Source organism: Paractinoplanes durhamensis, from assembly GCF_016862175.1.
In the GTDB taxonomy this organism is placed as follows: domain Bacteria; phylum Actinomycetota; class Actinomycetes; order Mycobacteriales; family Micromonosporaceae; genus Actinoplanes; species Actinoplanes durhamensis.
This window is the reverse complement of sequence record NZ_BOML01000057.1, coordinates 242,559-268,609: the sequence shown is the minus strand read 5'-3', so window position 1 is coordinate 268,609 and position 26,051 is coordinate 242,559. Positions and strand designations below refer to the sequence as shown.

Here is a 26,051-nt window from a genome sequence, read left to right as displayed (position 1 = left end):
CGCTTCAGGGGGTGGGCAGGTCCGTTCGGGTCACGATCAGCTCGCTGCCCACCTCCGGCGTCCGGCCCTCGTCCGGGTGGACGAGTTCGGCCCGGACCTCGTGCGGCCGCAGCTCTCCGGTCAGGATCTCGGCGGTGAAGTGACAGGCCACCCGCTGGCCGGAGTCGTCGAAGATTCGCAGTTCCGGGCGCTCGGCCGTGCAGCGGGGCTGGGACCATGGGCAGCGGGTGCGGAAACGGCAGCCGCTGGGCGGGTTCGCCGGGGACGGCAGGTCGCCGGCCAGCAGGATGCGCTCGCGGCGGTCCTCCACCCGCGGGTCGGGGATGGGCACGGCGGAGAGCAGGGCCCGGGTGTACGGGTGCAGTGGGCGCTCGTACAGCTGATCGCCCTGTGCCTCCTCGACCAGCGAACCGAGATACATCACCCCGATGGTGTCGGAGATGTGCCGGACCACGGCGAGGTCGTGCGCGATGACCAGGTAGGTCAGGCCCAGCGACTCCTGCAGGTCGCCGAGCAGATTGATCACCTGCGCCTGGATGGACACGTCCAGGGCCGACACCGGTTCGTCGGCCACGATCAACTCGGGGCCGAGCACGAGGGCGCGGGCGATGCCGATGCGCTGCCGCTGACCGCCGGAGAACTCGTGCGGATACTTGCTCAGCGCGGACGCGGGCAGCCCCACCGAATCCAGGGTCGACCGCAGCCGTGCCCGCACGCCGGCCTTGTCGCGGTGCCGGTCGTGCGCCTTCAGGCCCTCGACCAGCAGGGAATCCACCGATTGTCGCGGGTCCAGGCTGGACATCGGGTCCTGGAACACCATCTGCATCCGGCGGCGGAACAGCCGCAACTGTTCGCCCTTGAGCGACCGGACGTCCACGCCGTCGAACGTGATCTCGCCGCTGGTCGGCTCGACCAGGCGCAGCAGGCCGCGGCCCAGCGTCGACTTGCCACAGCCGGACTCGCCGACCAGCCCGTACGTCTCGCCCCGCCGGATCTCCAGCGAGACACCGTCGACGGCGTAGACGTAGCCGAGCGTACGGTCGAAAAGAAGTCCGCTCTTGATCGGGAAATGGACCTTGAGATCGTCGATCCGGACGAGGGTCTCACTCATGCCGGCACCTCCGTGGGGACGGGGTTGGTGCATCGCAGCGCGCCACCACGAAACGTAGGTTCGAGGGGCACCGTGTCGCCGATGCAGTCGTCGATCACCCGGTCGCAGCGCGGCGCGAAGGCGCAGCCCGCCGACCAGGGAATGTTGTCGGTGACGGAGCCGCGGATCTGATGCAGGCGCCCGCCACGATCAACATCAAGGCGAGGAACAGACTGCAAAAGGCCTTCCGTGTACGGGTGTCGCGGCTCGCCGAACAACTGGTGACGCCCGGCCCGCTCGACCACCTTGCCGGCGTACATCACGTTGACCGTGTCGCAGAGCCCGGCCACCACCCCCAGATCGTGGGTGATCATCACCAGCGCCGTGCCGGAATCGTCGACCAACTCCTTGAGCAGCGTGAGGATCTGCGCCTGGATGGTCACGTCCAGCGCCGTCGTCGGCTCGTCGGCGATCAGCAGCCGCGGCTTGCAGGCCAGCGCGATCGCGATCAGCGCCCGTTGCCGCATGCCGCCGGAGAGCTGGTGCGGGAATTCCTTGAGCCGCCGCGCCGGATCCGGGATGCCGACCGCGTCGAGCAGTCCGCGAGCCTCGCGCAGGGCCGCCTGCCGGCTGCGGCCCCGGTGCCGTTCGAGGACCTCGGCGACCTGGACGCCGAGCGGGATCACCGGGTTCAGCGACGACAGCGGATCCTGGAAGATCATGCCGATGTCGCGGCCGCGGCGGTCCCGCAGATCCGACGGCCGTAGGGTCAAGAGGTCGGTGTCGTCGAAGAGGACCTCGCCGGTGACGCGATTGCCGCGGCGGGGGAGCAGCCCCATGATCGCCAGGCTGGTCACCGACTTGCCGCAGCCGGACTCGCCGACCAGGCCCACCGTCTGGCCGGGTTCCACGGTGAAGCTGACACCGTCCGCCGCGCGGACCGGCTCGGCACCCTTGCGCTGGAAGACGACCGACAGATCACGTACGTCGAGCAGGGGCATGCCTTGTCACCGCCGGTTCTTCGGGTCGAGCGCTTCGCGGATGGCTTCGCCCAGCAGGGTGAAGCCGAGGGCGACGACGATGATCGCCAGCGCCGGGAAATAGGCCAGCTCCGGACGGACCTCGAAGTACCGCACGCCGTCCACGCCCAGCATCAGGCCCCACTCGGCCCGGTTGATGTCGGGGTCGCCGAGGCCGAGGAACGACAGCGCGGCCGCGTCCAGGATCGCCACCGCGAACGTGAGCGTGGCCTGCACGATGACCGCGGTGAGCGAGTTCGGCAGCATGTGCCGCAGCACGATGTTGCGCGGCTTGACGCCCAGCGCGCGGGCGGCCAGCACATGATCACTTCCGCGTTGCGCCAGCATCGACCCGCGCAGCAACCGGGCGAAGATCGGCACGTTCACCACCGCGACCGCGATGATCACCGTCCATTGGGTCGACCGGCTGGCCAGCGCCACCAGGGTGATGGCCAGCAACAGGCTGGGCAGCGCCAGCATGACGTCGGTGAACCGCATGATCAGCACGTCGATCCAGCCGCCGACGGCGCCGGCGACCGCCCCGAGCAGCACCCCCAGCAGCAGGCCGATGAGGGTGGCGAGAACGCCGACGAACAGCGTCTGCCGGGCGCCGAAGATCATCCGGGAGGCGAAGTCCCGGCCCAGCGGGTCACTGCCCAGGGGATGCCCGGCGGTGGCGCCCGGGATGGTGTCGACGGTCAGATCCTTGATCAGCTCGGGAAATCGCTGCACCGGGTCGTGCGGCGCCACCAGCGGCGCGAAGATCGCCACGATGAGGAACAGCACGATGATGGTGCCGCCGACGATCGCCGTGGGGTTGCGCAGCAACCGGCGCCCGGCGTCGCGGACGAGGCTGACCCCGCCCGCGTCGGCCGTGCGGGCGATCAGCTCCTCGATCCGCCGGCGCTTGTGGTCGGCGAGCGCCTCAATTCCGCTCACTGCACACGCACCCTCGGGTCGATGATCGCGTACGACAGGTCGACCACCAGGTTGACCACGATGAAGACGACAGCGGCGAGCAGGATCAGCGCCTGCAGGACCGGGTAGTCGCGGCCGCCGCTGATCGAGTCGGTGATCAGGGTGCCGAGGCCGCCCCAGTTGTAAACCTTCTCGGTCAGCACCGCGCCGGCCAGCAGCGCACCGGTCTGCAGGCCGATGGTGGTGACCACCGGGAGCAGGGCGTTGCGTAACACGTGCCGCTTGCGGATGGTGGCGTTGCGCAGGCCCTTGGCGTCGGCGGTGCGGATGTAGTCCTCGTCCAGGACGTCCAGCACGCTGGCCCGGGTGATCCGGATGATGATCGCGAGCGGGATCGTCGCCAGGGTGAACGCGGGCAGCACCAGATGCCAGAGAGCGTCGGCGGAGGCGTCGAACTCCCGGGTCAGCAGCCCGTCCAGCACGAAGAGGCCGGTCACGTCGGTGTTGTCCAGGCCGGTGCTGATCCGGCCGGACGGCGGGAACACGTGGATGCCCTGGGTCAGCCAGTCCTTGAGCAGGTAACCCAGGAAGAAGATCGGGATCGAGATGCCGATCAGGGTCACGATGATGGTCGCGTTGTCGAGCAGCCGCCCGCGGTGCCGGGCCGCGAGGTAGCCGAGCGGGATGCCCAGCCCGATCGCGATGATGATCGCGGCGACGGCGAGTTCGACGGTGGCCGGGAAGGCGCGGCCGATCACCGCCGTCACCGGTTCGCCGGTGCGGATGGAGTTGCCGAAGTTGCCGGTCACCACATTCTTGAGGAAGCGGCCGTACTGGACCCAGATCGGCTGGTCGTAGCCGAGGGCCCGGGTCAGCAGCTCGCGGGTCTGCGGGGTGGCGCGCTCGCCGAGCAGGGCGTCGACCGGTCCGCCGGGCAGGCTGCGCAACCAGAAGAAGACCAGGGTCATCAGGGCGAGCACCGTGGCGACCAGCTGGATCAGCCGGCGCGAGATCACTCTCACCATTTGGCGGTCCTTCGTTCAGCCGGACGGCCCGGACCTCTCGGTCCGGGCCGTCTTCGGACCTATTTGGTGAGCGAGACCGTGTTGAACTGCTCGGCCGTCAACGGGCTCGGCACCAGGCCGGCGACGTTCTTCGTGGTGACCACGGCCGGCGGGGCGTGCCAGATCGGCACGGCCGGCAGCCATTTGGTGGCGAGGTCCCGGTTGACCTGCTCGAACGCGGCCTTCTTGGCGCTCTGGTCGACGGTCGCGTCGGCCTTGCCGATGGCGTCGAACATCTCGGTCATCGCCTGGTCGCCGAACTCGACCTTGCCGCGGCCGAAGAACGTGCCGACGAAGTTGCCCGGGTCGTTGTAGTCGCCGGTCCAGCCGAGAATGTGCAGGTCCTGCTTGCCGAACTGCTGCACGTCGTCCTTGAAGCCGCCGTTCCACGGCCGCGGGACACCGTTGACCTTGATGCCGGCCGCCTGCAGGTCGTTCGCCAGCACGGTGAAGATCTCCTGCGGGTTCGGCATGTACGGCCGGGACACCTCGGTCGGGTAGTAGAAGTTGAGCGTCAGACCGGTCGCGCCCGCGTCGGCCAGCAGCTGCTTGGCCTTGGCCACGTCGTAGGCGTACTTCTGCACGTCGGTGGCGTAGCCGAGGACCGTGTTGGGCAGGAACTCGTCAGCGACCGCGGATCCGCCCGGGCCCTTGGTCTGCACGAGCTGGGCGCGGTTCAGCGCGTACGCGATTGCCTGGCGTACCCGCAAGTCTTTGAGCTTGGGGTTGTTCTTCTGGTTGATGCCCAGGTAGAGGATGTTGAAGGCGGGCCGGTCGAGCACCTTGTAGCCCTCGCTCGCGAGCGCCTTGCGGTCGGCCGGCGCCGGGAAGTCGATCGCCTGCACGGTGCCGGCGCGGAGTTCCTGCTTCCGGGTGTTCTCATCCTTGATGACCTTGATGATCATCTTGTCGACCTTGGCCTTGTCGCCCCAGTAGTCGGGGTTCCGGTTCAGGGTGATCTCACCGGTGGCTTTGTTCCAGCCGCCGAAGGTGAACGCGCCGGTGCCGGTCGGGTGCTCGTTCGCGAACGAGCTGTACGCGAACGAGTCGCCGTTCTGCGTCACGGTGTCGGCGTCGTACTGCTTCAAGGCGGCCGGGCTGGCGATGGAGAACGCGGTGAGCGCGAACGCACCCGGGAAGGCACCCTTGTATTTCTTCAGCGTCAGGACCGCGGTCGCGGCGTCCGAGGCTTTGCAGTTGTCGTAGAGGGCGTCCGGGCTGCCGGCGAATCCACCGAAGATGTCGGTGTAGTAGATCATCTGGGACTGGGCGGCCTCGCCCTTCATGTTGTACCAGCGGTCGAAGTTCGCGCAGACCGCGGTGGCATCCAGCGCGGTGCCGTCGTGGAACTTGACGCCCTGGCGCAGCTTGAACGTCCAGACCTTGCCGGTCGGGTCGTTTTCCCAGCTCTCGGCCAGGCCGCCGGTCAGGTCGGCGGTGCCCGGCTTGTGGGTGACGAGGGTGTCGTACAGCTGTCGGATCGGCCGGAACGACTCGCCGTCGTCGTTGAAGATCGGATCGAAGTTCTTCGGGTCGCCGGCCCCCGCGAAGATGAAGGTGCCGCCGGTGGACTTGACCTCGGTGCCGCTGTCGCGGTCGCTCTTGGCGCAGCCGGCCACGCCGATCGACAGCGCCGCGACGACTCCGGCGGCGATGACCGCCCGGCGCCTGATTGCCTGCATTTCTGGTGCACGCATCGTGTTCACCCCGTCTTTTTGGGTACGGACAAACGCGGTGGTGACACGGTCACCACAGGCGCGACACTATCCACATTCGACGGTTGGTCCCGGACTTCGGTATCGGATCGTGTCATTTGTCGCCCGACACGGCTCAGTTTTGCGGGCAGCTTGCCGATGCTCCCTTTGAGCGGACCGGCGAGGCGCAAGGGAGTGGTGATGTACGAGCGTCACGATCGGTGGTTCGGCGTGGGGAGCAGCGTGCTTCCCGATCCGGCGCGGGCCGGAGCGCAGGCCTGCCACGCGGCGCTCGAGGGGCGGCCGGCGAGCCTTCTGATCGTTTTCGCCTCGCCGTCGCATGCGACGCCGGAGATGGCCGCGGCCGTGCACGCGGCGGCCGGCGGCGACGTGCTCATGATCGGCTGCTCGACGTCGGGCGAATACACCCCCGATGGGCGGATCGCCGGCGTGGTGGTCAATGCGCTCGGCGGGCCCGGGTTCACCGCGTCGGTGCGGGCCGTGCCGTACGAGAGCATGGACCTTTACGCGGCCGGCGCGACCGCCGCCGGATGCCTCGACGACATCGACGCCGAACACCGCGCGGTGCTGCTGCTCGGCGACGGGCGCAGCACCGACCAGCAGGAGATGGTGCGGGGCGCCTACTCGGTGGCCGGCGCGCAGGTCCCGCTGATCGGCGGCTGCGCCGGTGACGACATGACACAGACCGGCACCTGGCATTTCTTCAGCTCCGGGACGGACGTGCAGGTGCTGCCGAACGCGGTTCTCGGCGCCGCGCTGGGCTCGGCATCGCCGCTCGGCATCGGGGTGGCGCACGGCTGGCACCGCAGCGGCGAGCCGATGTCGGTGACCCGCAGCGAGGGCGGGAAGATCTACGAGCTCGACGGCGAACCGGCGCTGGACGTGTACGCCCGGCACACCGGTTGCCCGCCCGAGACCGTCGCCGACCCGGCCGCGTTCCTGCAGTTCGCGGCGGTCCGGCCGCTCGGTCTGGCCCGCCGCACCGGCGAGGACATCCGGATCATCTTCGCGGCCGACCCGGATGAGCGGTCCATCTCCGGGCTGGCCGACACTCCCGAGGGTGGCCTGGTCTGGTTCATGGAGTCCGACCCGGAGGCGCTCTGCAACGCCGCGGCCACCGCCGGATCCGCGGCCGTCGCCGCCGTCGGCGACGCGGACCCGCTCGGTGTGCTGGTCTTCGACTGCTGCGTGCGGCTGCTGGCGCTCGGGCCGGACGGCACCGACCTCGCCGGTGGGCGGCTCGGCGACGCGCTCAAGCCGATCCCGTACGGTGGCTTCTTCTCCAACGGCGAGATCGCCCGTAGTCCCGGCGCGAAGGGCATGCATCACCTGACCGTGGTCGCCCTCGCGGTGAGCTGAAAAGCGCCGATGGCAGGCTGGTCCCTCCTTCAACTCACCGAGTTCTTCAGCGCCATCACGCGGGCCGGCGACGTCGCCAGCGCCGCCCGCATCGCCGTGCAGCGGGCGAGCGAATCGACCGAGGCCGAAGTGGCCGCCGTGGTCGGGGACGGCGATGTCCCCGCGTCGGTCGGCCTGGGCCGCAACCCCGACCCAGCCCTGTTCACCGGTTTGCGGGCGACGGTCGACACCACGACCTTCCCCGGTGTCGGGCCGATGTATCTCACCATGCACCCGGTGGACCGGGACAGTGACGGTCAGCTGATCCTCGCGCGGGCCGACGAGCCGTTCACCGCGGAGGAACGGCAGATGCTCCAGGGCATGGCCCGGGTGCTCGGCCTCGCCCTGCGGGGCCTGCGCACGCTCGAGAACGAGCGGCGGCTGCGCCGCGAGCGGGAACAGGAGGCCGAGGCCCGGCTCGCGCTGCTCCAGGCGCTCGAGTGGCGCGAACGGTTGCTGGAGACGCTGCTGCGTATCCAGCGGGCGGCCAACCAGCAGACCCCGCTCGGTCAGATCCTCGGCTCGATCACCGACGGCGCCCAGATGCTGCTGGACGACGTCACCACGGCGCTTGTCCTTCGCGAGCCGGGCGACGCCGACCGGCTGACGGTCGCGTCCCTCAGCGGTCACCCGTCCGGGCCCGACGTCCTGGTCGGTGCGGCCCGGCTGGCCATGGCGGCGAACGATCCGGTGACCGACGGCCCGCTGGCGGCCGTCCCCGTGCATATCGGGGACAACGTGGCCGGCGGGTTCGTCATCGCCGGCCGGGACGACACCGGCCGACGATCCGAATGGCGGGACGTGCTGGCCGCGTTCGGCGAGCAGGCCAGCCTCGCGCTGACCGGCGCCTCGGCCCTGGCCGCGGTGCACGCCGCGCAGCACGACCCGCTCACCGGGCTGCCGAACCGGTCCCTGTTCCGGCAGCAGGTCCAGCGCACCCTGGCGACCTGCCCCGATCCGGCGACCGCCGCATTGCTGTACCTCGATCTCGACCTGTTCAAGCAGGTCAACGACACGCTGGGGCACACCGCGGGGGACGAGCTGCTGCGCGGCGTCGCCGACCGCCTGTCGGCCGCGCTGCGGAGCTCGGACATGGCCGCCCGGCTGGGCGGGGACGAGTTCGCGGTACTGGTGGAGCCGCTGACCGGAGTGGCCCAGGCGCAGGACATCGCCCAGCGGGTGATCGGCGAGATCGCCCGGCCGTTCGAGATCGCCGGCCGCCTCGTCACCACCCGCGCCAGCGTCGGCATCTCCTATAACCGCGTCGGCCACAGCGTCGAGGAACTGATCGAGGAGGCCGACCTCGCCATGTACCGCGCCAAGAAGACGCTGCCCGGCTCCTACCGCGAATTCGATGAAACGATGCACACCTTTCATCCGGCGCGCTGAGACCGTCGGTCCCAGCGCGCCGGCGGCCGTTATTTACAGGACTTGGCTCCCGTCGCGTACGCCAGGCCGAAGCCGGACGCCGAGGAGTCCATGAAGACCACCTCGCGTCCTACCCCGGCGGTGGCGAACATCTGTGCGCCCGGGCTGCACGACGCCGGGCCGATGAACGTCCCCTGGAACGTGTACTGCTGGAGTTTCGGGTTGAGCGAGTTGTCCGGGTAGCCACCGCTCTCCATCCACGCCTTCACCGGCGCCTCCTCGGTGACGGTGAGGGTGGTGTCGGACAGCGCGACAGTGTCGGCCCGGATCGCCTGCGGCGAGTTCTCCTCGAACAGCAGATGACTGGTACGGGTGGCGAAGTCGAAGAGCCGCACGGAGTCGTGGTATGCCCCCTGGCTCCACTCGCCGTCGATGATCGTGCCGTAGTCGCGGTCGGTCATCCAGGCGACCGCCGTGCCGGACAGGTCGGGATAGCTCATCCGCTCGGCGCCGACATCGCCGCCGGCGTAGGTCGTCCGCCCGGTCGCGACGTCGTGGACCTCGACGCCCAGCGACCAGTAGACGCCGTTGGTGTCGGGCTGCGGGAAGATCTCGTAGCGTACGTAGGAGATCTTCCCGCCCTTGACGCTCGGCGCCGTCGCGGGCCCGAACCAGTCGGGGTGGGCGAGGGTGTGCACGGTCGGCGAGCTGCCTTGCAGGTAGCGCACGACGTCGAGATACCCCTGCGTCGCGTCGTGCTGGCTCCACGCGACGAGGTCACCGTCGGAGCCGAGGCCGTCGATGCGGTCCGGGGAGCGGTAGAGCTCCTTGACCCGGCCGCCGCCGATCGGCGCCGACAGGATGCGGTTGGTTTCCCCCGTCGGCGATGCGGGGTCCAGCGCGATCGACAACCACACGACCCGTTTGCCGTCGGTGTGCGGGAAGCTGTTGATGCTGCCGTCGTCCGGGGAGATCCGGTACGGCGTGCCCTTGCCGCTGGTGCGGCCCACCCAGATCGAGGTCGGCTCGGTGCGGTTCGCGTCCGTCCGCGGCACGGCGAACCAGCCGAGCGCCGTGCTCGCCTTCATGTCGGCGTACATGCCGGTGTTGAGCCGGTCGATCAGGACCTGGGTGCCCTTGCCGTACAGGGTCGCCTTCCACTTCGCGGTGATCCCGCGTGCGTCGAACGCCGTCTGCACCACCTTGAGGGTGTCCTTGCTCAGGCGGAACGACTTCGCGGAGGCGAGCACCGCGTCGCGCGCGTCGACGAAGTCGGACAGGGGCGTCAGGTAATCGGTCAGGGCGCGGTAGACGATGGTGTCGGCGGTCTTCTTGCCGAGCTTCTGGCGCAGGTCCCAGAGTGCGCCGGACACGATCGTCGAGTTGAGGTGTACGCCGCCGTCGTCCATCGACGGTGTGTCGATGAGGTGCTGGAAGTCCGCCGTGGTGGCGCCGTCGTCGAGGTCGCGCAGGGCGCAGTCGGCGGGCGCCAGCGTGCGGCAGAGGTCGCCGCCGAGAAGGCTCGCCTGCGGGTCGGACATCGACGTGCCGGACGCGTCGACGTCGATGGCGTTGCCGAAGTAGTCGGCGAGCGCCTCGTTGAGCGCGCCCGACTGTCCGGCGTAGACCAGGTTGGCGGTGTGCTCCACCACGCCGTGCGTCATCTCGTGGCCCACGACGTCCGGGTCCGCGGACAGCGGCAGATACTCGTCGTCGCCGCTACCGTAGACCATGCGGGTGCCGTCCCAGTACGCGTTCACCCAGGGGTAGCCGCCGTAGGTGATCCCCACGATCGAGTCGATCGGCATGCCGTTGTCGTCCAGGCTGTTGCGCCCGAGCTTCGCCTGGTACCACTCGAACACCTTGCCGGCATCCCAGGCGGCGTCCACCGCACCGGCGTCGGTGAGGTCGGCGCCGAGCGTGGTCGACGGAGAGGCGAACGGCGCCAGACCCTCCGGCCACGCGCCGCCCATCAGCTCGTAGTAGTCGCGGCCCCGCGCATCCCAGGTGGTGATCTTGTGGGTCTGATCCTGCAGGAGGTAGGAGCCGGCGTCGGACCGGGCGAGGGGGAGCGACACGGTGGCGCCGTGCAGGGTGGTGCCCTGGCCGACGACCGGTGCCGTCCCGGTGCCCGCGGCGAGCGGCTTTGCCGCGGCCTGCGGCGCGGCGGCGGTGGCCGGCCGGCCGGCGATCAGGGACTTGATCCGGCTGACGCTGAGGAGCGGCACCCCGTTCGTCGCACCCACGTACACGTCGCGGAGCACGGGCTGACCCGTGACGACGTCGGTGCCCTGGACGAGCACCTGCCGCGCCAGCACACCGGTGCCGGTCGGCATGACCAGGAGCCCCTGGTCGGTGCCGGCGAGGTCGGCGGCGGCGGCGGAGGCCACCACCGCTGTTCCGGGGTGCAGGCTCCTGCGCACCTCCTCGACCGCGCGGGACACCGCGACCGCCGTGGGGATCGGGGTGACGGTCGTGTCGACGTCCAGGTTCGTGAAGTAGCTGCCCGACGTCCCGGTCACCGTACGTTTGCCGGCTGCCTTCTCGGTACGCACCACGTATTGGGCGCCGAACACGGGCAGACCCTTGTATCGCTGGTCGAGCCGGACCGTCTCCCGCTCGCCCTCCGTCTCGACGCTCGCCGTGGTGAGCGTGCCGGCCGGATCGCCGATCTTGTAGCGGTCCTTGTGGCCCGCGAGGTGAGCCTTCGCGGCCTTGTCCGGTGCGACCGTGGCGTCGACCGGGTCGGCCACATCGTCCACGAGTGCCGGAGTGTCCGTGCCGGTCGGCGACGGGGGCGCCGCGTTCGCGGCATGGGCGGTGGTTCCCAGGATGGCAGCCGCCGCCAGCATGGCGAGCGTGGGTAGTGCCGTGGCTCTACGCAATTGATGCTCCCGCAGGGGTTGTGAACAGGACCGGTTCGCCCACCTCACCCCGGTGCCGACTATCGCCACAAGGACGACCTTGCGCACTTGCACACATGAGCAGCAGTCCACGTCGGACCGTCTTACCTATTCGTAATCCCCGATTCATCGGAGTGGGAGCCGGCCCGAGCAGGATCGGGTTCCGGGGGGCATGGAAACGAATGGACCAGATGGAAATACCGTGGTCGGCAACCGGTCTTGATCCGCTGGCCGGCCGGGTGTTGGAGTACCTGGTGGCGGTGCGATCGGCGGACCGCGACGAGGCGGCGTCCGCGGTCGGGGTGTCACCTGCCGAGGCGGAGCGGGCGCTGCGGCACCTTGCTGACTCGGCACTGGCGTCGCAGATCGGCGGCGCGGCACCACGATGGACGGCCGCGCCACCGCGACCGTCGCTCGGCGCCCTGCTGGCCCGGCGGCGGGCCGAGCTGGCCCGCGTCGAGGATCTCGTGGAGCGGCTCTCCGAAGCACACGAAGCGGTGTCCGGGCCGCGTGCCACGGACATGGTGGAGGTGCTGAAGAGCCAGGACGAGGTGCCGGCCCGCTATCACCAGTTGCTGATGGGAAGCTCGTCCGAGGTGCTGCATCTGGCGAAGCCGCCGTACGTGACAGGTGCGTCCACGGGGGTGGTCGGCGTGCCGCCCGGCGTGCAGATGCGGTCGGTGTACGAGACGGACGGCTTCACCGACGCGGTGTCCCTTCGGACAGCTCTGCGCGGGACGGGTCAGGGCGGAAAGCTGCGCCTGACGTCGCAGATCCCGGTGAAGCTGGTGATCTTCGATCGGGCGGCCGCCCTGCTGCCGATCTGGGCGGACCGCCCGGCGTCGGGCTCACTGGTGGTGCACTCGCCCGCACTGGTGACGGCGCTCGCCGCACTGTTCGAGAGCGTGTGGGAGCGCGCCGAGCCGCTGTCGCTGACGAGGCGGCACGGCCTGCCGGCCTCGGGGCGCGACCTGCGGACACGGGAGATCCTGCGGATGATGGCGGTCGGGATGAAGGACGAGACGATCGCTCGAATCCTCAACCTGAGCCGCCGTACGGTTCAGCAGCACATCACCGACGCGGGTGCCGTGCTCGGTGCCCGGACCCGCTTCCAGATCGCCGTCCTGGCGGCGAAGCAGGGGTGGCTGAGTGACCAGGCCGAGGCGTCCCCATGATTTTCGCTGGCAGTGAACACCGGAAGATGCCCGGGGCCGCCGTGGTTGAGCCGCGCATACTCAACTTTCTCGGAGGTACCGGGTGACCAGCAAACGACTCCCCGTTTTGTTCCTTGACGACGTTGTCCTGCTGCCGGGCATGGTCGTTCCGGTCGAGCTGGACGAGGCGGCCCTGGCCGCCGTCGATGCGGCACGCACCTCGGCCGGCTCCGAGCTGCTGATCGCCCCGCGGCTCGCGGATCGCTACGCGACCTACGGCGTGGTGGCCCGCCTCGAGCAGGTCGGCAAGTCCCGCGGCGGCTCGCCCGCCGCCGTGCTGCGCACCCGTGTGCGGGCCCGCATCGGCGCCGGCGTGACCGGCCCGGGAGCGGCTCTCTGGGTCGAGGCCGAACCGGTCACGGCCGGCCCGCTGAGTGAGCATGTCAGCGAGCTGGCCGCCGAATACAAGCAGCTGGTGGTCTCGGTGCTGCAGCGCCGCGAGGCGTGGCAGGTCATCGACTCGGTCAGCGCCATCGACGACCCCGGCGACCTGGCCGACACCGCGGGCTGGGCGCCGTACCTGTCCAACGACCGCAAGCGTGAGCTGCTGGAGACTCCGGATGTGGAGGCCCGGCTGCGGCTGCTCGTCGAGTGGACCCGGGACTTCCTGGCGGAGTCCGAGGTCAGCGACAAGATCGACACCGACGTACGCGAGTCGGTCGAGAAGCGCAACCGCGAGTACCTGTTGCGTGAGCAGCTCAAGGCGATCCGTAAGGAGCTCGGCGAGGGCGAGGCGGACGGCACCGACGACTACCGCGCCCGGGTCGAGGCGGCCGATCTGCCGGAGAAGATCCGCGAGGCGGCCCTGGCCGAGGTCAGCAAGCTGGAGCGGGCCGGCGACCAGAACCCCGAGGCAGGCTGGATCCGGACCTGGCTCGACACGGTCCTGGATCTGCCGTGGACCGTCCGCACCACCGACGCGACCGACCTCGGCGCGGCGCGGGCCGTGCTCGACGCCGACCACCACGGCCTGGCCGAGGTCAAGGAACGCATCGTCGAATACCTCGGCGTCCGCGCCCGGCGCGAATCCCGTGGCCTCAATGTCGTCGGCGGGCGCGGTTCCGGCGCGGTGATCCTGCTGGCCGGGCCACCCGGAGTCGGTAAGACCTCGCTCGGCGAGTCGGTCGCGCGGACCCTCGGCCGCAAGTTCGTCCGGGTCGCCCTGGGCGGGGTGCGGGACGAGGCGGAGATCCGGGGCCACCGCCGGACGTACGTGGGGGCACTGCCCGGGCGCATCGTGCGGGCGATCCGCGAGGCCGGCTCGATGAACCCGGTCGTGCTGCTCGACGAGGTCGACAAGGTCGGCAGCGACTACCGCGGCGACCCCGCGGCGGCACTGCTCGAGGTGCTCGATCCGGCGCAGAACCACACCTTCCGGGACCACTACCTCGACCTGGACCTGGACCTGTCCGACGTCCTGTTCATCGCGACCGCGAACGTGCTGGACACCATCCCGCAGGCGCTGTTCGACCGGATGGAGCTCATCGCGATCGACGGCTACACCGAGAACGACAAGGTCGCCATCGCCCGGGACTTCCTGGTGCCCCGGCAGTTGGAACGGGCCGCGCTGTCCGAGGACGAGGTGACGGTCACCGAGGACGCGCTGCGCGAGATCGCGGCGAACTACACCCGGGAGGCCGGCGTACGGTCCATGGAACGGCTGCTCGCCAAGGCGTTCCGCAAGGCCGCTCTGGGCGATCTGCCGGCCACCGTCGACGCCACCGATCTCAAGGATCTGATCGGGCGGCCGCGGTTCACCCCGGAGTCGTCCGAGCGGACCGCCGTTCCGGGCGTGGCCACCGGCCTGGCCGTGACCGGGATGGGCGGCGACGTGCTCTACATCGAGGCGTCGCTGCTGCCCGGCGACAAGGGCGGGCTGTCGGTCACCGGGCAGCTCGGCGACGTGATGAAGGAGTCCGCGCAGATCGCGCTCTCCTACGTCCGGGCCCACGCCGAGGAACTGGGCATTTCGCCCGAGCAGCTCGACCACCCGATCCACCTGCACGTGCCCGCCGGAGCGGTCCCGAAGGACGGGCCGTCGGCCGGCGTGACGATGACGACCGCGCTGGTGTCGTTGCTGCTCGGCCGCAACGTCCGGGCCGAGGTGGGGATGACCGGCGAGGTCTCGCTGACCGGGCGGGTCCTGCCGATCGGCGGCGTCAAGCAGAAGCTGCTCGCCGCCCAGCGAGCCGGCCTCACCGAGGTTTACCTGCCGAAACGCAACGAGCCCGACCTCGACGAGGTGCCGGCCGACGTGCTGTCCGCACTGACCGTGCACATCGTCTCCGACGTCCGCGAGATCCTGGGCACGGCCCTGGAGCCCGTCTCCGCCGGCTTGGTCGCGGCCGCCTGACACGCCTGTCGAGGGACCCTCGCTACCGCACGCTCGGCGTGACGATCGAGCGGTAGCGAGGGCTGGGCCTCGTCAGCGACCATCAGCACAGGTCGCCGGCCGGGGTCAGCTCGTTCATGATCGGGGTCAGGTCGAATCGGCGTGAGTCGTCGGCCAGGGTTGTCATGTCGATCGTGGTGCCGAACCAGCCCTCGGTTTTCACGCTCAGCGTCAGCTCGGGCGGCAGGTCGCGGTTCAGCGCGTCGGTGATCTCGGTGTAGCCGGGCGGTGCGACGCCGGCCGTCACCGTGTCCAGCGGGGCCGCGTCCTTGTCGCCGCGGATCTCCCACAGCGTGGTGCTGTGGTCCGCGAGCCGCAGGAAAGCGACCCGGCACGACGGGTCGAACGTCAGCTGCAGCTCGCCGTCGGCCAACCGTGCCTCGACCGAACCGCCGCCGGCACCGCACCCCGCGGCGCCGAGCAGCATCGCCGCCACGATCGCGGCGACTGCCCGGTGCGTGCGTCGGCCGGTCACCTCCACAGTGTACGAACCTGTGCTGCCCATCCCGGGTCACATGAAGTTGCGGGTGTGCAGGGCGGAGAGTTCGGCGGCCTCGTCGTCGGGGAAGCCGAGGCGGGACAGGTGGCGCCGGCGTCCGGTGTCCATGTCCGCCTGGAGTTGTCGGACGGCCAGGTGGCCGCGGTGCAGCGCCGGTGGTGTCCACGAGCCGGCGGCCAGGAGCAGCAGGGCGTCGAACACGTCCTGGTTCAGGCCGGCCGTGTCGATGAGCATGTCGTGGCGGCGTTCGATGGCGCCGCGCAGCCGGCCGAGCATGGTCGGGTCCGACGCCGACTGGTGTTCCAGGTGCGCGACCCCGAACGCCACGTGCCGGGCCTCGTCGGCGCGGGCCAGCCGGGTCACCGCGCGGGTGACCGGGTCGGGGGCGTGCCGTTCGAGGAAGGTGAGCAGGTGCACGAAGGTGCCTTCGCCGAGCACCGACAACAGGAACGAGGCCAGGGTGAAGTCGGGTTCGGCCAGCAGCGACGCCAGCGATGCCCGGCCGCCGGCCGAGGAACTGCCCATCCGGCCGCCGGTGTGCAGCGCGCGGCGGGTGAAGACGTCGACGTGCCGGGCCTCGTCGGCGGCCTGCACCGCGAGCAGCCCGAGCACCTCCCGGAAGTGCGGGTGGATCCGGGTCAGCAGCCGGGCCGGGATGACCAGGGCCGCCTGCTCGTTCTCGACCAGGTAGGTCATGATCTGCACGATGGCGGCCTCGATGTCCGCGGGCAGGGTGAACGGCGCGTCCCAGGGGACCGCGGTCGCCGGGTCCCACTGCGCGGCCGCGGCGTGGGCGTAGAGGCGTGGCGCCAGGTCGGCCCAGACGATGTCGCGGTCGGCGAGTTCGTAGGCCGGTTCGGGGCCGCCGGTTTCGAGGAGCGCGCCGCGGGCGGCCAGTCCCCAGTGCCCGGGCGGCCGGCGGGCCACCGCGCCGGGCTCACCGGCGCGTTCGGCGTGAGCCCAGCGGTCGGCGTCCGGCCGGCCCTTGACGACCTCGACGGCACCGTCGTCCTGTGCGGTGGTGCCGTGGCCGGCCGACCGGCACCAGGCCCGCAGGTGCAGGGTCAGGAAGGGGTCGCGGCCGGTGACCGTGACGGTGCTGCCCGGCGGCAGGCCGGCCAGCACCTTCTGGATCAGCAGGCGTCCGCCGGTGTCGAAGGCCAGGCCGGCCAGGTCCAGGTTCATGGCTGGTACTCGGCGGCGGTCACCGTCCCCGCCGCGTCGTAGAAGCCGGCGGCGGTGACGGCCGCCTCCAGCATCCGGTAGCGGTCGGTCCGGCCGTCCTCCCAGGAGGTCAGCCCTTCCAGGTCCAGCAGCGGGCGCACGGCCGGGTCGGCGTACGACATGGATCGCAGCAGTTCCCCGAAGCGTGCCGTGCGGTCCGGGTCGGCGGAGCCGGTGACGGTCATGGTGCAGTGGTCGTAGCGGCCGGTGGTGGTGAGTAGCCGGGTGCTGCCGGAGGGCAGCACGCCCTCCTTGGTGAAGAGCAGGTGGTTGCCGTCGAGGATGCAGGCGGCGTCGACCTCGCCGGCGATCAGCGCACGAGCGGCGTCGCGTTCCCCGCCGATGTGATCGCCGTGCAGGCCGACGCCGACGTCGAATCGGCGGACCGTGAAATCGGTGCCGGGGTGCAGGCCGTGGCGGCGCAGGTGGTCCAGCGGCAGCAGGGTCGCCTGCGGTGAGTCGACGGCTCCGGTCGCGACCGTTCGCCCGCGTAGCTCCTCGACCGACGCGATGTCGCTGTCCGCGCGGGTCACGATGGCGGTGGCCAGGTCGCGGTCGGTGTCGCGCATGGTCAGCGCCCGGATCGTCAGGCCCTGAGCCTCGGCGAGCCGCCGGGCCCGGACCCAGGCGAGCGGCGAGTTCCAGGCGGCGTCGATGCGCCCGGCGATCAGGTCTTCCACCTGCCGCTCGTAGTTCGAGTAGAGGACGTAGTCGAACGGCAGGCCGCTCGCGACGAACCAACTCCGGAAGCCGTTCCAGATGGTGACGACCTTCGGGTCGTAGGCGACCGCGCCCATCGTGAAGGCGGTCATGCCGGCACCGCCGGGGCGTCGAACAGCGGCAGGCCGAGAACGGCACGGCCGGTGAAGTCCTCCAGGGCCTCGGTGGTCGGCGCCATGACCCGGGCCGCCAGCGCATCCCGGAAATGCCGCTCGATGCCGAGCTCCTTGCGGAACGCCGAACCACCGGCCAGCCGCATCACCTCGCCGGCGACCGACACGGCCACCTCCCCGGCAACGGCCTTGACCTGCAGCACCCGCAACTGGGCAGCGGGGTCGCCGGTGGCCAGCGCGGCCAGCGTGGCGGCGAGGAAGGCGCGGGTGGTGTCCACGCTCGTGCGGGTCCGGGCGAACGCCGCCCGGGGAACGGGCTGTTCGGCCAGGGACTGGCCCAGGTGGTCGAGGCGGGCGTGGGTGAGGTGTTCGGCGGCCAGGGTGGCCAGGCGTTCCGACACGCCCAGCGAGAACGCGGCGCTGAGCACGGTGAACACCGGAAGCACGATGCCGAGGGCCACCTCGAGCCCGGCGCCGTCGGTGCCGATGATCGCATCGGCGGCCACGACGGCGTCGTTCGCGGCGATCGGGCGGGACGCGTTGCCGCGCAGGCCGACGCCGTCGAACGGGCCGGCCACCTCCAGCCCGGTCGTTGCCGCCGGGACCAGCCACAGGGTCATGCCGTCGCCGGCCAGGGGCAGGCTCGACCAGACGTAGCTCTGGGCCTCGCCGGCGGACGTCACCCAGCTCTTACGGGCGTTCAGGGACACCTTGTCGCCGGTGGCCGTGGCGGTCGACTGCGGTGCCCAGAAGTGGCTGCGGGAGCCCCGTTCGGAGAAGGCGAGGGTGGTGACGTGCCGGCCGTCGGCGATGGCGCGGCGGACGTCCTCCGGTCCGCTGTGCTCGATCGCGGCGGTCGCCGCGTAGTGCATCAGCGTCACCATCGCGGTCGATCCGCAGACCCCGGCGAGCGCCTCGATCACCTCGGCGGCGGCGTCCAGCCCCAGGCCGGCACCGCCCACCTCGCGGGCGCTGGTCAGCCCGAGCAGGCCCGCGGCACCGAGCGCGGCGATCGCCGCGCGCGGGTACTCACCGGTCCGGTCGACCTCCGCCGCGTGCGGGCGGACCTCGGCGTCCAGTACAGCCTGCAGTGCGGCCCGATACTGCGTCATGCTTCCCCCCTGATGAGTTCGATACCGGTGAGCTACTCGCCGCGCAGGATCGACCGATGCAGGGAGCGGAGCTCCGCCCCCGGTTCGATGCCCAATTGGTCGGTGAAACGTCTTCGAGTGGCGGCATAACAGTCCACCGCCTCGGCTCTTCGCCCGCTGGTGTACAGCGCGCGCATCAACACGGCAACGAGTGGCTCGGACAGTGGGTATTCGCCGATCAGCTCCTGCAGCGTCGTGATGATGGGGGCGTCCGGGCGGTGCCGCAATTCGGCGCGCGCCCAGGTCAGTTGGACATCGAGCCGGCGGCGCCACCATCGCTCGCGCACCTGCGCCGCCCATTGCCCGCCCAGGCCGCGTAACGGCCTGTCCTGCCACAGGGCAAGTGCTTCGCGCAGCAATGCCAGACGTTCGGCATCTGTCCGATCCGAGCGGTCGGCCAGCTGAGCGAGATGCTGGAACCGGCACATGTCGACCCGCTCGGGCGCGATATCCAGCATGTACTCACCGCTGAGACGGACCACCCGAACCGGCTTTTCGGCGTCCGTTGTGACGCACCCGATCGCCCGCCGGATGTGTGAGATATGTGCGTGCAGCGCCCGGCGCGGCGAATTCGGTGGCTCCTCGTCCCAGACCCGATCGATCAGGGTTTCCGCGGACACCGGCCGGCCGGCCTCAATCGCCAGTGCGGCCAGGACCTTTCGTCGTTGGGGCGGGCCGACGTCGATCACATTCCCGTAGGCATTAATCTCCACCGGGCCGAATAGTCGCAACTCCATCGAACGTCTCCCCCGTCGGCGCGTCCGGTCACGGTCACCGAGCAAAGATCATGACCGTGGCGCCAATCGTAAGGTACGAGCGGGAATGAGCGGGGTCGATGCATGCGACCAGGATCCCCGGGACTCCAGCTGTTATCGCTCACAGTTTGCGCTATGGGCAACTTGAGATCTGGCCGGGCCGGCTTATGTGCGCAGATCGCCGCGAATGTCCAACATGGATGGTCCGATCCGAGGCGCTGGGGTGCCGGCATGTGCTCGTTCACGCGACCGGCCTGACCGTTGCCAAATGGCGGCGACAACATTTCGACAACTTTCTAACAAGCAATTGGGCAACGCCATGCCAGCCGCCCCCTCGTAGCATCTGTTGCAGATGATCATTATCAATCGAAAGGGCAGGTTATGTCCGTATTGAGTCCAGATGGTAGGAGCATTGCGATAGCGGGGTCATCGCGGGAGTTCACCGGGACGTGGGGCTTCAAATGCACTCTGCGCCGACAGGCGAATTTGGTCGCGCTCAACGTCGCAGCGGCCGGAAGCTACGAGACGGTGCGCCGGCACAACGGGACTCTCGAGAAATCCGTACGGCGTGAGGTTTCGTTCCGGGACGTCGCCCTGATGTCTTACGAGACCGAGGAGGAGTCCGTCTACACGACATTTCTCTGGCGCTCAGCGCATCACGAGCTGTACTGGACCGTTGCCGGTCGCGACGTATCGTTCTCGGTCTTCACCGAGATGATGGCCGCCGTCGACCTGAACGACAGCGCGAGCGGACTTCTCGTCACGCCGAGGCGCGGCACCGGGACGAGCGTCACCATGGTTCTGGCCGCGAACACGTTGACCAACCTGTGCGCGGTCGCCATCACGCCCACCACCAGCCCGTCGATCCGCGTGCCCGCCCACTCGGGCAAGCAGGTCAAGGGCGGGGTCATGTGGCGCACCGACACCCGGCGCCAGGACGGCTCGCTGGAGCGCACCGCGACCATCGCCGGCGCCACGGCGGTCACCGATCTCGGCTTCTTCGATCCCGACGCGCCGGCCAACGTGGAGCTTGCCGAAAACTTCCAGGTAGCGATCGGCTGATCGTGCAGACGGTGGCCAACTCCCTGACCGTATTCAGCCTGCTCGGCGTCGTGCTGCTGATGTTCGTGGTGGCTGCGCTGCTGCGGGACGTGCGCGCCCTGCAGCACGCGATGGCGAACGTGCTGCCGCCGCGTCGCCGGCAGGTGTCCGCCTTCGCCAGCCCGGCGGCGGCGCCGCGGGACGCCCTGGTGCTCGTGGTGTCGACCCACTGCCCGGCCTGTCAGGCGCGGGCATCGGCGTTGGTGCAGCTCGCGTCCGGGGCGGCCGAGCGGGTGGTCCTGCTGTCGGCCGACGCGGGCGCGGCGGCGTGGGTCGACGGTTCGCCGGTCGAGGCGATCATCGATCCGATTCTTCTGGGCGAACTCGGTGTCGATGCCACGCCCCAGTTGCTGCGCTACGGCCCGGATGGCACGGAGCGCCTCCGGCGAGCGGTCGGTTCCGACGAGGACCTGCGCCGACTGTTCGAGGCCGGGCCGAACAAACAAACAGTATCCGCGGAAACCGTCTAAGGAGAGAGAGATGGAAGCGCGTTCGAACGCCACCCAGGACTACTGGGACAGTGTTCCCCACCATTACGAGGACGACGAAACGACCCGGCTCGCCGGGGGCTCCCTCAAGGGAACGGCCGGGTACGGGACCTACCGACTGCCTCGCCGCTCCCTGTTCAAGACGGCTGGTGCGCTGGGTGCGGCGATGGCCGTGACCGTGATCAGCTCGGTGCCGGAAAAGTTCGTACCCAAGGCGCTCGCGACGGTCGGGGACGAGTGGACCACGCTCAGCACCTGCGGTGGCTACAGCTATGCGGATAACCTGATCTGCACCGGCGCCGAATACAGCACCGGCTATTGCGGCTCCGACGGCTGGTTCAAGAACTCGTCCGGCACGGTCAATTACTGGCCCACCAAGAAGTGCGGCTCGCCGGCCCGGAACGCCTGGCGGTGGAAGTACAGCGGCGGCAATTGGCGGTGCGCGGACGGCTACACCTCGTACGGCAGCGTGTCGCCCATTTTCGTGATCTGCAGTTACCGAGTCGGATCAGCCTGATGGTATTGGCGGTGCGCCGGCCGTATCACCCTCTGGTGCTGCCTGCGGCCCTCGTGTTCTTCGCTGTCCCCGCCGCATATCTGGCGGCGTCGGGCCGGGCCGGCCCGTTCCTCGCGTGGGTGCTCATGGGGGTGGCAGCCGGCTATTCGATCTCCGGATCCATTTGAAGTTTCAACTCAGCGGAACTGCTGACCTCGTCGGTCTGGCGAGGACAAACACGGTATTTCGTCAGCGGGCTGCTCTTGGGCGCCCTCACCTCAGGGCTCGTCCTGGGCGCACTCTCCGGTGTGCTGTCCATCGTGCCCTCATACATTCGCCTGCCGCTGGGCGGCCTGGCGTTGATCGTCATCCTCGTTGCCGAACTGATCGGCCGGCCACTCAAACTGCCGCAGAACGGCCGCGCCGTGCCGCAGAGCATCATCCCGGAGGCGCGCATGCAGGGTGCGCTCCAATTCGGGTTCGAGATGGGTACCGGGGTGCGCACATTCATGCCGACCGGGCTTCCGCACGCGCTGGTCGTCGCGGTCCTCATGGTGGGCGGGATCGTTCCCGGTCTGCTGGCCGGGTTGGGCTTCGGTCTCGGTCGCTCCTGGATGACCTTGTCGAGGTCGTACAGCGGGTCGCCGAGCACCTGGGACGAGCAACTGCTCACGCATCTGCGCCGGGTCGGGCAGATCACCGCAGTCAGCTTCACGGTGCTCGCCGCAGTGCTTTTCCGCTATCTCGGTTGACCACCTGACGTGGCCGTCGTCCGACGGCGGCCACGTCAGGCCGGCATGTCCAGTCCACCAAGGAGAATCTGTGCAGACGCTCGCTCAGGTCGCCACCGCGTCCGGCCTCGGCGCGGCGCTCCTGCTCGTCGCGGGCGGCCTCGGCCACGCACGCGGTGCCCGAGCCTTTGCCGAGGTGCTCGGGCGGCAACAACTCGTACCGCCGAGCCTGCGCCGTGCCGTCGCCGTCACCATCGGTCCCGCGGAGATCGTCCTCGGCGGCACGGCGGTGGTGACCTGGTCGGCGGCCCCCCAGCGAGCGGCGGCGGCGCTGGCGGTGGTCGCCGGGTGTTACGCCGTGTTCGGCTGTTACACCGCGGCGGTGAAGGTGCGCGCCCCCAGCGCTCCGTGCGGCTGCTTCGGCGACGGCGGGCCGGTGACGACGCTCGTGGTCGCGCGGGCGTGGGTGCTGGCCGTCGCGACCGGTGTCGCCGCGATCGCTGTCGCCATCGGCGCGCCCACCCCGCTATCGGCGAGACTGTGGCTCCTGGCCCCGGCCGTTCTGGTGGCCTCGGCCGGCCGGCTGGTGCCGCTCGACTCAACCTTTGGCCGGCCTACCGGCGTTGTAACTGATATGAGCGTGTCGCGAGAGAGTGAGCCGGATGCACCGTCGACATCAGTATGACGAGTTCCGAGGGTTCGCCGCGGCCCGCGGGCCGGCGCTGTCGCGGGTCGCGTTCATGCTGACCGGAGACCACCAAGCCGCCGAAGACCTCCTGCAGGAGGCACTCGTGAAGACCGCGGTTCGCTGGCACCGGGTGCAGTCCGGTGGCGACCCGGAGGCGTACGTCCGCAAGGTCATGGTGAATCAGCTGAGGTCCTGGCTGCGGCGCCGCCGGTACGCCGAGATCCCGCTCGACGCGGTCGCCGATCGGCAGGGGGGCACCGACGTCGCCCACCAGACGGCACTGCGGGTCACGCTGGCCCGGGCGCTGGCCTCGTTGCCGCCGAGGCAGCGGGCGGTGTTGTTCCTGCGCTATTACGAGGATCTGACCGAGTCGGCCACCGCCGAACAACTCGGCTGTTCGGTCGGAACCGTCAAGCGGCACGCGCACGACGCGCTGGCCACACTGCGGCGGGCCGGTCCCGGTCTGCTGGAGTCGCTGAAACCGTCGGAGGTATGGCCGTGAATGACCAGACGATGATTCCGTATCGAGAGCTCGACGCGGAGGCCCGCAACTACGTCGATCCGGAGCGCGTCATCGCGCTGGCCAAGCGGCGACGGTCCGCGGCGGCGGCGGTGGCGGTGGTACCCGTGGTCCTCGCCGGCCTGGTGGGTGCCGTCGTGGTCCTCGGGCCCGGTGCGGCCCACACACCGTCGGTGCCGGCCGGGGAGGGTGCCCGCCCCAGCGCCGCGACCGAAGCCGGGGCGCTGCGGCCACCGGGTCGATCGACGGCGCTTCCGGCGGGGCCGGTCGGCCGCGCGGCCTATGCCTACACGCCCTGCCGCGATGCGTGCGACGGCGTCTTCGTGGTGCTGACCGACGGCCGGCAGTTCGTCCTGCCCGCACCCGCCGACGGGGGTCCCCCGGTCCACTCGATCACCATGTCCCGGGACGGCCGATGGCTGGGTTACCAGTCGCACGGCCGGTACATGGTGCGGAGCCTCACCGACGTCCGAGTACATGCGGTCAAGTCGGCGGCGACGGACGCGGTGTTCCCGGTCGCCTGGTCGAGTGACTCCGGGCGCCTGCTGCTGCAACGCACGGACAGCGACACGAACGCCGCCTACACCGTGCTCGAGGTGGGTAGCGGCCTGGCGACGCAGCTGACCGCGCCGGCCGGGACCAAGGCCTTCGGGATCCTGCCGGACGGCACGGTGCTGTTCCGGAACGAGAACAGCACCGGGCCGGTCGTCGCATGGTCGACCAGCGCCGGGCAGACCGTCACCATCGATGTGACGGCGCAGCTCGACGGTGAGTCGGTCCGTTCGGTGAACCTGGCACCGGACAATCAGAGCGTCTACGTGGTCGCCGCCCGCAGTGTCGAGGGGCAGGACAGTCGCGAGCTGACCGCGGTGATCCATGCGGACTTCACGGGTAAGGTCCTGGGCCGCTACGAAATCCCCAAGATGGACCTCGAAAACCAGTTCTGCGACGTGCTCGGGCCCACGGCGGACGGGTTCGCCCTCTCCTGCCGGAACGGCAGCGGCAGCATGACCACGCTGCTGGCGGTCTCAGCCGCCGGGCCGCAGCCAGGCATCAAGATCTCCGCGCAGGACTGGCCGAACCACCCTGAGCTGGCGGAGATCGTAATTCCGGGCTGAGGCTGGGCGATGGCTGCTGGGGGGCGGATCCGATCAGCAGGAAGGCCAGGACGCCGATCAGGGTGAGGAGGGCCAGGACGGCCAGGACGGCAGCCGTGGTCCTCCGCCGGCGGGCTCGGGATGGCGATGGCTTCTCTTCGGAGATCCAGCCGGGCGGTGCCGGCCGGGAGACGCCTCGCGGGGACGGTACGTGGGGCGGGGCCGCGGCTTCTTCTGAGCTGCCGCCCCCGACCAGGACACGAGCGCCGGCCATGGCCGGTCGGACGCCCGCGGCTGCCACCGCTGCCGCGCCCAGCGCCACCGCGTGTTTCGGGTTGGCGTCGGTCAGGATGGGGCGGCCCAGTTCCTCGGTGATCATCCGGCCGATCAACGGGATGCGGGACGAACCGCCGACCAGCAGGACCGCGGACAGCTCGCCCACCTCGACCTGGGCCGCGTACACCGCCCGGACCAGGGCGCCGATCGTCGACTCGATCGGCGCGCGGATCATGGACTCCAGGTCGCGGCGGGTGAGCTGGGCGTAGAACTGCTGGTTGAACAGCACGACCGGAATGCCGGTCTCGGTGTCGGCCGACAGCGCCTCCTTGGCCCGGACGCACTCCTGCCGCAACATGGTCATGGCCGCCACCGACTCGGGATCGAACGGGTCGAGTTCGGCCAGCGCGCCGTCGTGCCGGTGGTTGATCCACTGGAGGATCGCCTCGTCGAAGTCGGTTCCGCCGAGCCGTTCGATCCCCTGCGGCTCGCCCATCACCTCGACCTCGCCGTTGCGGATCCGCAGTACGGTGGCGTCGAAGGTGCCGCCGCCCAGGTCGTACACCGCGACGGTGTCGCCGTCGCCGATGGAGCGGCTCGCACCGTAGTAGGCGGCGGCCGCCTCCGGTTCGGTCAGGACCACGTGGTCGCGCAGGCCGGCGAGCCGGGGGATCTCCTCGAAGAGCTCCCGCCGGTACGGGCCCCAGCCGGCCGGGTGGGTCAGCGCGACCCGGTCCGGTGGGCCGCCCTCCGCCCTGGTGACGGTGTCGAGCACGTCGCGCAGCTGCTCGGCCATCAGCCCGGTCACCTGGTGCGGCATCCCGCCGAGGAGCACCGGAGTCGGATCACCCAACCGCCGCTTGAACCAGCGCTCGACCCGGCCCGGGTCGCTCAGCGCACGCTGCTCGGCGGCCTCGCCGAAGATCATCTTCGAGTCGTGGGTCAGGTACACCACCGCCGGCGTGACCGCCGCGCGGTTACCCAGAGTGCACATCTCCACGCGGCCGTCGCGCGCGATCGCGGCTGCCACGAAGGTGGTACCGAGATCGACTCCGAGGTCGTAGCCCACCGCACACCTCCCGCATTTGTAGGGCTGGCCCCACTGCCTGCA

General features: G+C 70.2%; 24 protein-coding genes. 12 read left to right on the top strand and 12 right to left on the bottom strand.

Annotation, left to right across the window (positions count from 1 at the left end):
* Positions 1 to 4: 4 nt before the first annotated feature.
* The 5 genes from Adu01nite_RS35380 to Adu01nite_RS35360 are packed head-to-tail and all read right to left on the bottom strand — an operon-like array spanning position 5 to position 5,788.
* Entirely contained in the window at positions 5 to 1,111 is a 1,107-nt protein-coding gene (locus Adu01nite_RS35380; protein WP_203733640.1) for an ABC transporter ATP-binding protein, read from the bottom strand.
* Complete coding sequence (locus Adu01nite_RS35375; protein WP_203733639.1) at positions 1,108 to 2,091, bottom strand: ABC transporter ATP-binding protein; 984 nt, start codon at positions 2,089 to 2,091, stop codon at positions 1,108 to 1,110. Before Adu01nite_RS35375 ends, Adu01nite_RS35380 begins: the two co-directional genes overlap by 4 nt.
* 6 nt (positions 2,092 to 2,097) lie before the next feature.
* Positions 2,098 to 3,039 (bottom strand): ABC transporter permease, encoded by a 942-nt coding sequence (locus tag Adu01nite_RS35370; RefSeq protein WP_203733667.1) that lies wholly within the window; start codon positions 3,037 to 3,039, stop codon positions 2,098 to 2,100.
* Positions 3,040 to 3,044: 5 nt separating this feature from the next.
* Positions 3,045 to 4,052 carry an ABC transporter permease gene (locus tag Adu01nite_RS35365; protein ID WP_203733638.1) on the bottom strand — a complete coding sequence of 336 codons (1,008 nt, stop codon included), beginning with the start codon at positions 4,050 to 4,052 and terminating at the stop codon, positions 3,045 to 3,047.
* 59 nt (positions 4,053 to 4,111) lie between these two features.
* Positions 4,112 to 5,788: an ABC transporter substrate-binding protein gene (locus Adu01nite_RS35360; protein ID WP_239132933.1), complete on the bottom strand. Its 1,677-nt coding sequence runs from the start codon at positions 5,786 to 5,788 to the stop codon at positions 4,112 to 4,114.
* Between the two features lie 198 nt (positions 5,789 to 5,986).
* Here Adu01nite_RS35360 and Adu01nite_RS35355 point away from each other — a divergent pair, with 198 nt between their 5' ends.
* Together Adu01nite_RS35355 and Adu01nite_RS35350 are read left to right on the top strand one after the other, a co-directional pair.
* Positions 5,987 to 7,165: an FIST signal transduction protein gene (locus Adu01nite_RS35355; protein WP_203733637.1), complete on the top strand. Its 1,179-nt coding sequence runs from the start codon at positions 5,987 to 5,989 to the stop codon at positions 7,163 to 7,165.
* Between the two features lie 9 nt (positions 7,166 to 7,174).
* Entirely contained in the window at positions 7,175 to 8,593 is a 1,419-nt protein-coding gene (locus Adu01nite_RS35350; protein ID WP_203733636.1) for a GGDEF domain-containing protein, read from the top strand.
* A 29-nt stretch (positions 8,594 to 8,622) separates the two neighbouring features.
* On the opposite strand, the gene Adu01nite_RS35345 is transcribed toward Adu01nite_RS35350, so the two are convergent.
* Positions 8,623 to 11,457, bottom strand: a complete 2,835-nt coding sequence (locus tag Adu01nite_RS35345; RefSeq protein ID WP_203733635.1) for a M4 family metallopeptidase — start codon at positions 11,455 to 11,457, stop codon at positions 8,623 to 8,625.
* Between the two features lie 209 nt (positions 11,458 to 11,666).
* On the opposite strand from Adu01nite_RS35345, the gene Adu01nite_RS35340 reads away from it, so the two are divergent.
* Positions 11,667 to 12,650: a LuxR C-terminal-related transcriptional regulator gene (locus Adu01nite_RS35340; protein WP_239132932.1), complete on the top strand. Its 984-nt coding sequence runs from the start codon at positions 11,667 to 11,669 to the stop codon at positions 12,648 to 12,650.
* A gap of 139 nt (positions 12,651 to 12,789) precedes the next feature.
* A complete protein-coding gene (gene lon / locus Adu01nite_RS35335; RefSeq protein WP_239132938.1) occupies positions 12,790 to 15,042 on the top strand; it encodes an endopeptidase La in 2,253 nt (750 codons plus the stop codon).
* A gap of 82 nt (positions 15,043 to 15,124) precedes the next feature.
* Here the strand turns inward: lon and Adu01nite_RS35330 are convergent, their stop codons facing one another.
* From Adu01nite_RS35330 to Adu01nite_RS35310, 5 genes are read right to left on the bottom strand one after another with little or no spacing between them, the layout of a single operon-like run.
* Entirely contained in the window at positions 15,125 to 15,556 is a 432-nt protein-coding gene (locus tag Adu01nite_RS35330) for a hypothetical protein (RefSeq protein ID WP_203733632.1), read from the bottom strand.
* 36 nt (positions 15,557 to 15,592) lie between these two features.
* Positions 15,593 to 16,765: a ferritin-like domain-containing protein gene (locus tag Adu01nite_RS35325; RefSeq protein ID WP_203733631.1), complete on the bottom strand. Its 1,173-nt coding sequence runs from the start codon at positions 16,763 to 16,765 to the stop codon at positions 15,593 to 15,595.
* Positions 16,762 to 17,616 (bottom strand): phosphate/phosphite/phosphonate ABC transporter substrate-binding protein, encoded by an 855-nt coding sequence (locus tag Adu01nite_RS35320; RefSeq protein ID WP_203733630.1) that lies wholly within the window; start codon positions 17,614 to 17,616, stop codon positions 16,762 to 16,764. The genes Adu01nite_RS35325 and Adu01nite_RS35320 overlap by 4 nt, the downstream gene beginning before the upstream one ends.
* Positions 17,613 to 18,749, bottom strand: a complete 1,137-nt coding sequence (locus tag Adu01nite_RS35315) for an acyl-CoA dehydrogenase family protein (protein ID WP_203733629.1) — start codon at positions 18,747 to 18,749, stop codon at positions 17,613 to 17,615. The genes Adu01nite_RS35320 and Adu01nite_RS35315 overlap by 4 nt, the downstream gene beginning before the upstream one ends.
* Before the next feature lie 32 nt (positions 18,750 to 18,781).
* Positions 18,782 to 19,525 (bottom strand): AfsR/SARP family transcriptional regulator, encoded by a 744-nt coding sequence (locus tag Adu01nite_RS35310; RefSeq protein ID WP_203733628.1) that lies wholly within the window; start codon positions 19,523 to 19,525, stop codon positions 18,782 to 18,784.
* Between the two features lie 615 nt (positions 19,526 to 20,140).
* On the opposite strand from Adu01nite_RS35310, the gene Adu01nite_RS35305 reads away from it, so the two are divergent.
* The 8 genes from Adu01nite_RS35305 (at position 20,141) to Adu01nite_RS35270 (ending at position 24,685) form a co-directional block, all read left to right on the top strand.
* Entirely contained in the window at positions 20,141 to 20,605 is a 465-nt protein-coding gene (locus tag Adu01nite_RS35305; RefSeq protein ID WP_203733627.1) for a hypothetical protein, read from the top strand.
* 11 nt (positions 20,606 to 20,616) lie between these two features.
* Complete coding sequence (locus tag Adu01nite_RS35300; RefSeq protein WP_203733626.1) at positions 20,617 to 21,114, top strand: TlpA family protein disulfide reductase; 498 nt, start codon at positions 20,617 to 20,619, stop codon at positions 21,112 to 21,114.
* A gap of 10 nt (positions 21,115 to 21,124) precedes the next feature.
* On the top strand, positions 21,125 to 21,649 hold the full coding sequence (locus Adu01nite_RS35295; protein WP_203733625.1) for a hypothetical protein: 525 nt from the start codon (positions 21,125 to 21,127) through the stop codon (positions 21,647 to 21,649).
* Positions 21,649 to 21,816, top strand: a complete 168-nt coding sequence (locus tag Adu01nite_RS35290) for a hypothetical protein (RefSeq protein ID WP_203733624.1) — start codon at positions 21,649 to 21,651, stop codon at positions 21,814 to 21,816. Before Adu01nite_RS35295 ends, Adu01nite_RS35290 begins: the two co-directional genes overlap by 1 nt.
* A 120-nt stretch (positions 21,817 to 21,936) precedes the next feature.
* Positions 21,937 to 22,380 carry a hypothetical protein gene (locus Adu01nite_RS35285; RefSeq protein WP_203733623.1) on the top strand — a complete coding sequence of 148 codons (444 nt, stop codon included), beginning with the start codon at positions 21,937 to 21,939 and terminating at the stop codon, positions 22,378 to 22,380.
* Between the two features lie 70 nt (positions 22,381 to 22,450).
* Entirely contained in the window at positions 22,451 to 23,044 is a 594-nt protein-coding gene (locus tag Adu01nite_RS35280) for a MauE/DoxX family redox-associated membrane protein (RefSeq protein ID WP_203733622.1), read from the top strand.
* Positions 23,022 to 23,549 (top strand): SigE family RNA polymerase sigma factor, encoded by a 528-nt coding sequence (locus tag Adu01nite_RS35275; RefSeq protein WP_203733621.1) that lies wholly within the window; start codon positions 23,022 to 23,024, stop codon positions 23,547 to 23,549. Before Adu01nite_RS35280 ends, Adu01nite_RS35275 begins: the two co-directional genes overlap by 23 nt.
* 11 nt (positions 23,550 to 23,560) lie before the next feature.
* Positions 23,561 to 24,685 carry a hypothetical protein gene (locus Adu01nite_RS35270; protein WP_203733620.1) on the top strand — a complete coding sequence of 375 codons (1,125 nt, stop codon included), beginning with the start codon at positions 23,561 to 23,563 and terminating at the stop codon, positions 24,683 to 24,685.
* On the opposite strand, the gene Adu01nite_RS35265 is transcribed toward Adu01nite_RS35270, so the two are convergent.
* Positions 24,621 to 26,009, bottom strand: a complete 1,389-nt coding sequence (locus Adu01nite_RS35265) for an Hsp70 family protein (RefSeq protein WP_203733619.1) — start codon at positions 26,007 to 26,009, stop codon at positions 24,621 to 24,623. The two genes, Adu01nite_RS35270 and Adu01nite_RS35265, sit on opposite strands and share 65 nt — an antisense overlap.
* Between the last annotated feature and the right edge of the window lie 42 nt (positions 26,010 to 26,051).

What these genes read in the sequence shown, in the direction of transcription:
- Adu01nite_RS35380 (WP_203733640.1), bottom strand. Translation starts at nt 1,111, where the DNA reads ATGAGTGAGACCCTCGTCCGGATCGACGATCTCAAGGTCCATTTCCCG.
- Adu01nite_RS35375 (WP_203733639.1), bottom strand. Translation starts at nt 2,091, where the DNA reads ATGCCCCTGCTCGACGTACGTGATCTGTCGGTCGTCTTCCAGCGCAAG.
- Adu01nite_RS35365 (WP_203733638.1), bottom strand. Translation starts at nt 4,052, where the DNA reads ATGGTGAGAGTGATCTCGCGCCGGCTGATCCAGCTGGTCGCCACGGTG.
- Adu01nite_RS35360 (WP_239132933.1), bottom strand. Translation starts at nt 5,788, where the DNA reads ATGCGTGCACCAGAAATGCAGGCAATCAGGCGCCGGGCGGTCATCGCC.
- Adu01nite_RS35355 (WP_203733637.1), top strand. Translation starts at nt 5,987, where the DNA reads ATGTACGAGCGTCACGATCGGTGGTTCGGCGTGGGGAGCAGCGTGCTT.
- Adu01nite_RS35350 (WP_203733636.1), top strand. Translation starts at nt 7,175, where the DNA reads ATGGCAGGCTGGTCCCTCCTTCAACTCACCGAGTTCTTCAGCGCCATC.
- Adu01nite_RS35340 (WP_239132932.1), top strand. Translation starts at nt 11,667, where the DNA reads ATGGAAATACCGTGGTCGGCAACCGGTCTTGATCCGCTGGCCGGCCGG.
- lon (WP_239132938.1), top strand. Translation starts at nt 12,790, where the DNA reads ATGGTCGTTCCGGTCGAGCTGGACGAGGCGGCCCTGGCCGCCGTCGAT.
- Adu01nite_RS35325 (WP_203733631.1), bottom strand. Translation starts at nt 16,765, where the DNA reads ATGAACCTGGACCTGGCCGGCCTGGCCTTCGACACCGGCGGACGCCTG.
- Adu01nite_RS35320 (WP_203733630.1), bottom strand. Translation starts at nt 17,616, where the DNA reads ATGACCGCCTTCACGATGGGCGCGGTCGCCTACGACCCGAAGGTCGTC.
- Adu01nite_RS35315 (WP_203733629.1), bottom strand. Translation starts at nt 18,749, where the DNA reads ATGACGCAGTATCGGGCCGCACTGCAGGCTGTACTGGACGCCGAGGTC.
- Adu01nite_RS35310 (WP_203733628.1), bottom strand. Translation starts at nt 19,525, where the DNA reads ATGGAGTTGCGACTATTCGGCCCGGTGGAGATTAATGCCTACGGGAAT.
- Adu01nite_RS35305 (WP_203733627.1), top strand. Translation starts at nt 20,141, where the DNA reads ATGTCTTACGAGACCGAGGAGGAGTCCGTCTACACGACATTTCTCTGG.
- Adu01nite_RS35295 (WP_203733625.1), top strand. Translation starts at nt 21,125, where the DNA reads ATGGAAGCGCGTTCGAACGCCACCCAGGACTACTGGGACAGTGTTCCC.
- Adu01nite_RS35290 (WP_203733624.1), top strand. Translation starts at nt 21,649, where the DNA reads ATGGTATTGGCGGTGCGCCGGCCGTATCACCCTCTGGTGCTGCCTGCG.
- Adu01nite_RS35275 (WP_203733621.1), top strand. Translation starts at nt 23,022, where the DNA reads ATGCACCGTCGACATCAGTATGACGAGTTCCGAGGGTTCGCCGCGGCC.
- Adu01nite_RS35270 (WP_203733620.1), top strand. Translation starts at nt 23,561, where the DNA reads ATGATTCCGTATCGAGAGCTCGACGCGGAGGCCCGCAACTACGTCGAT.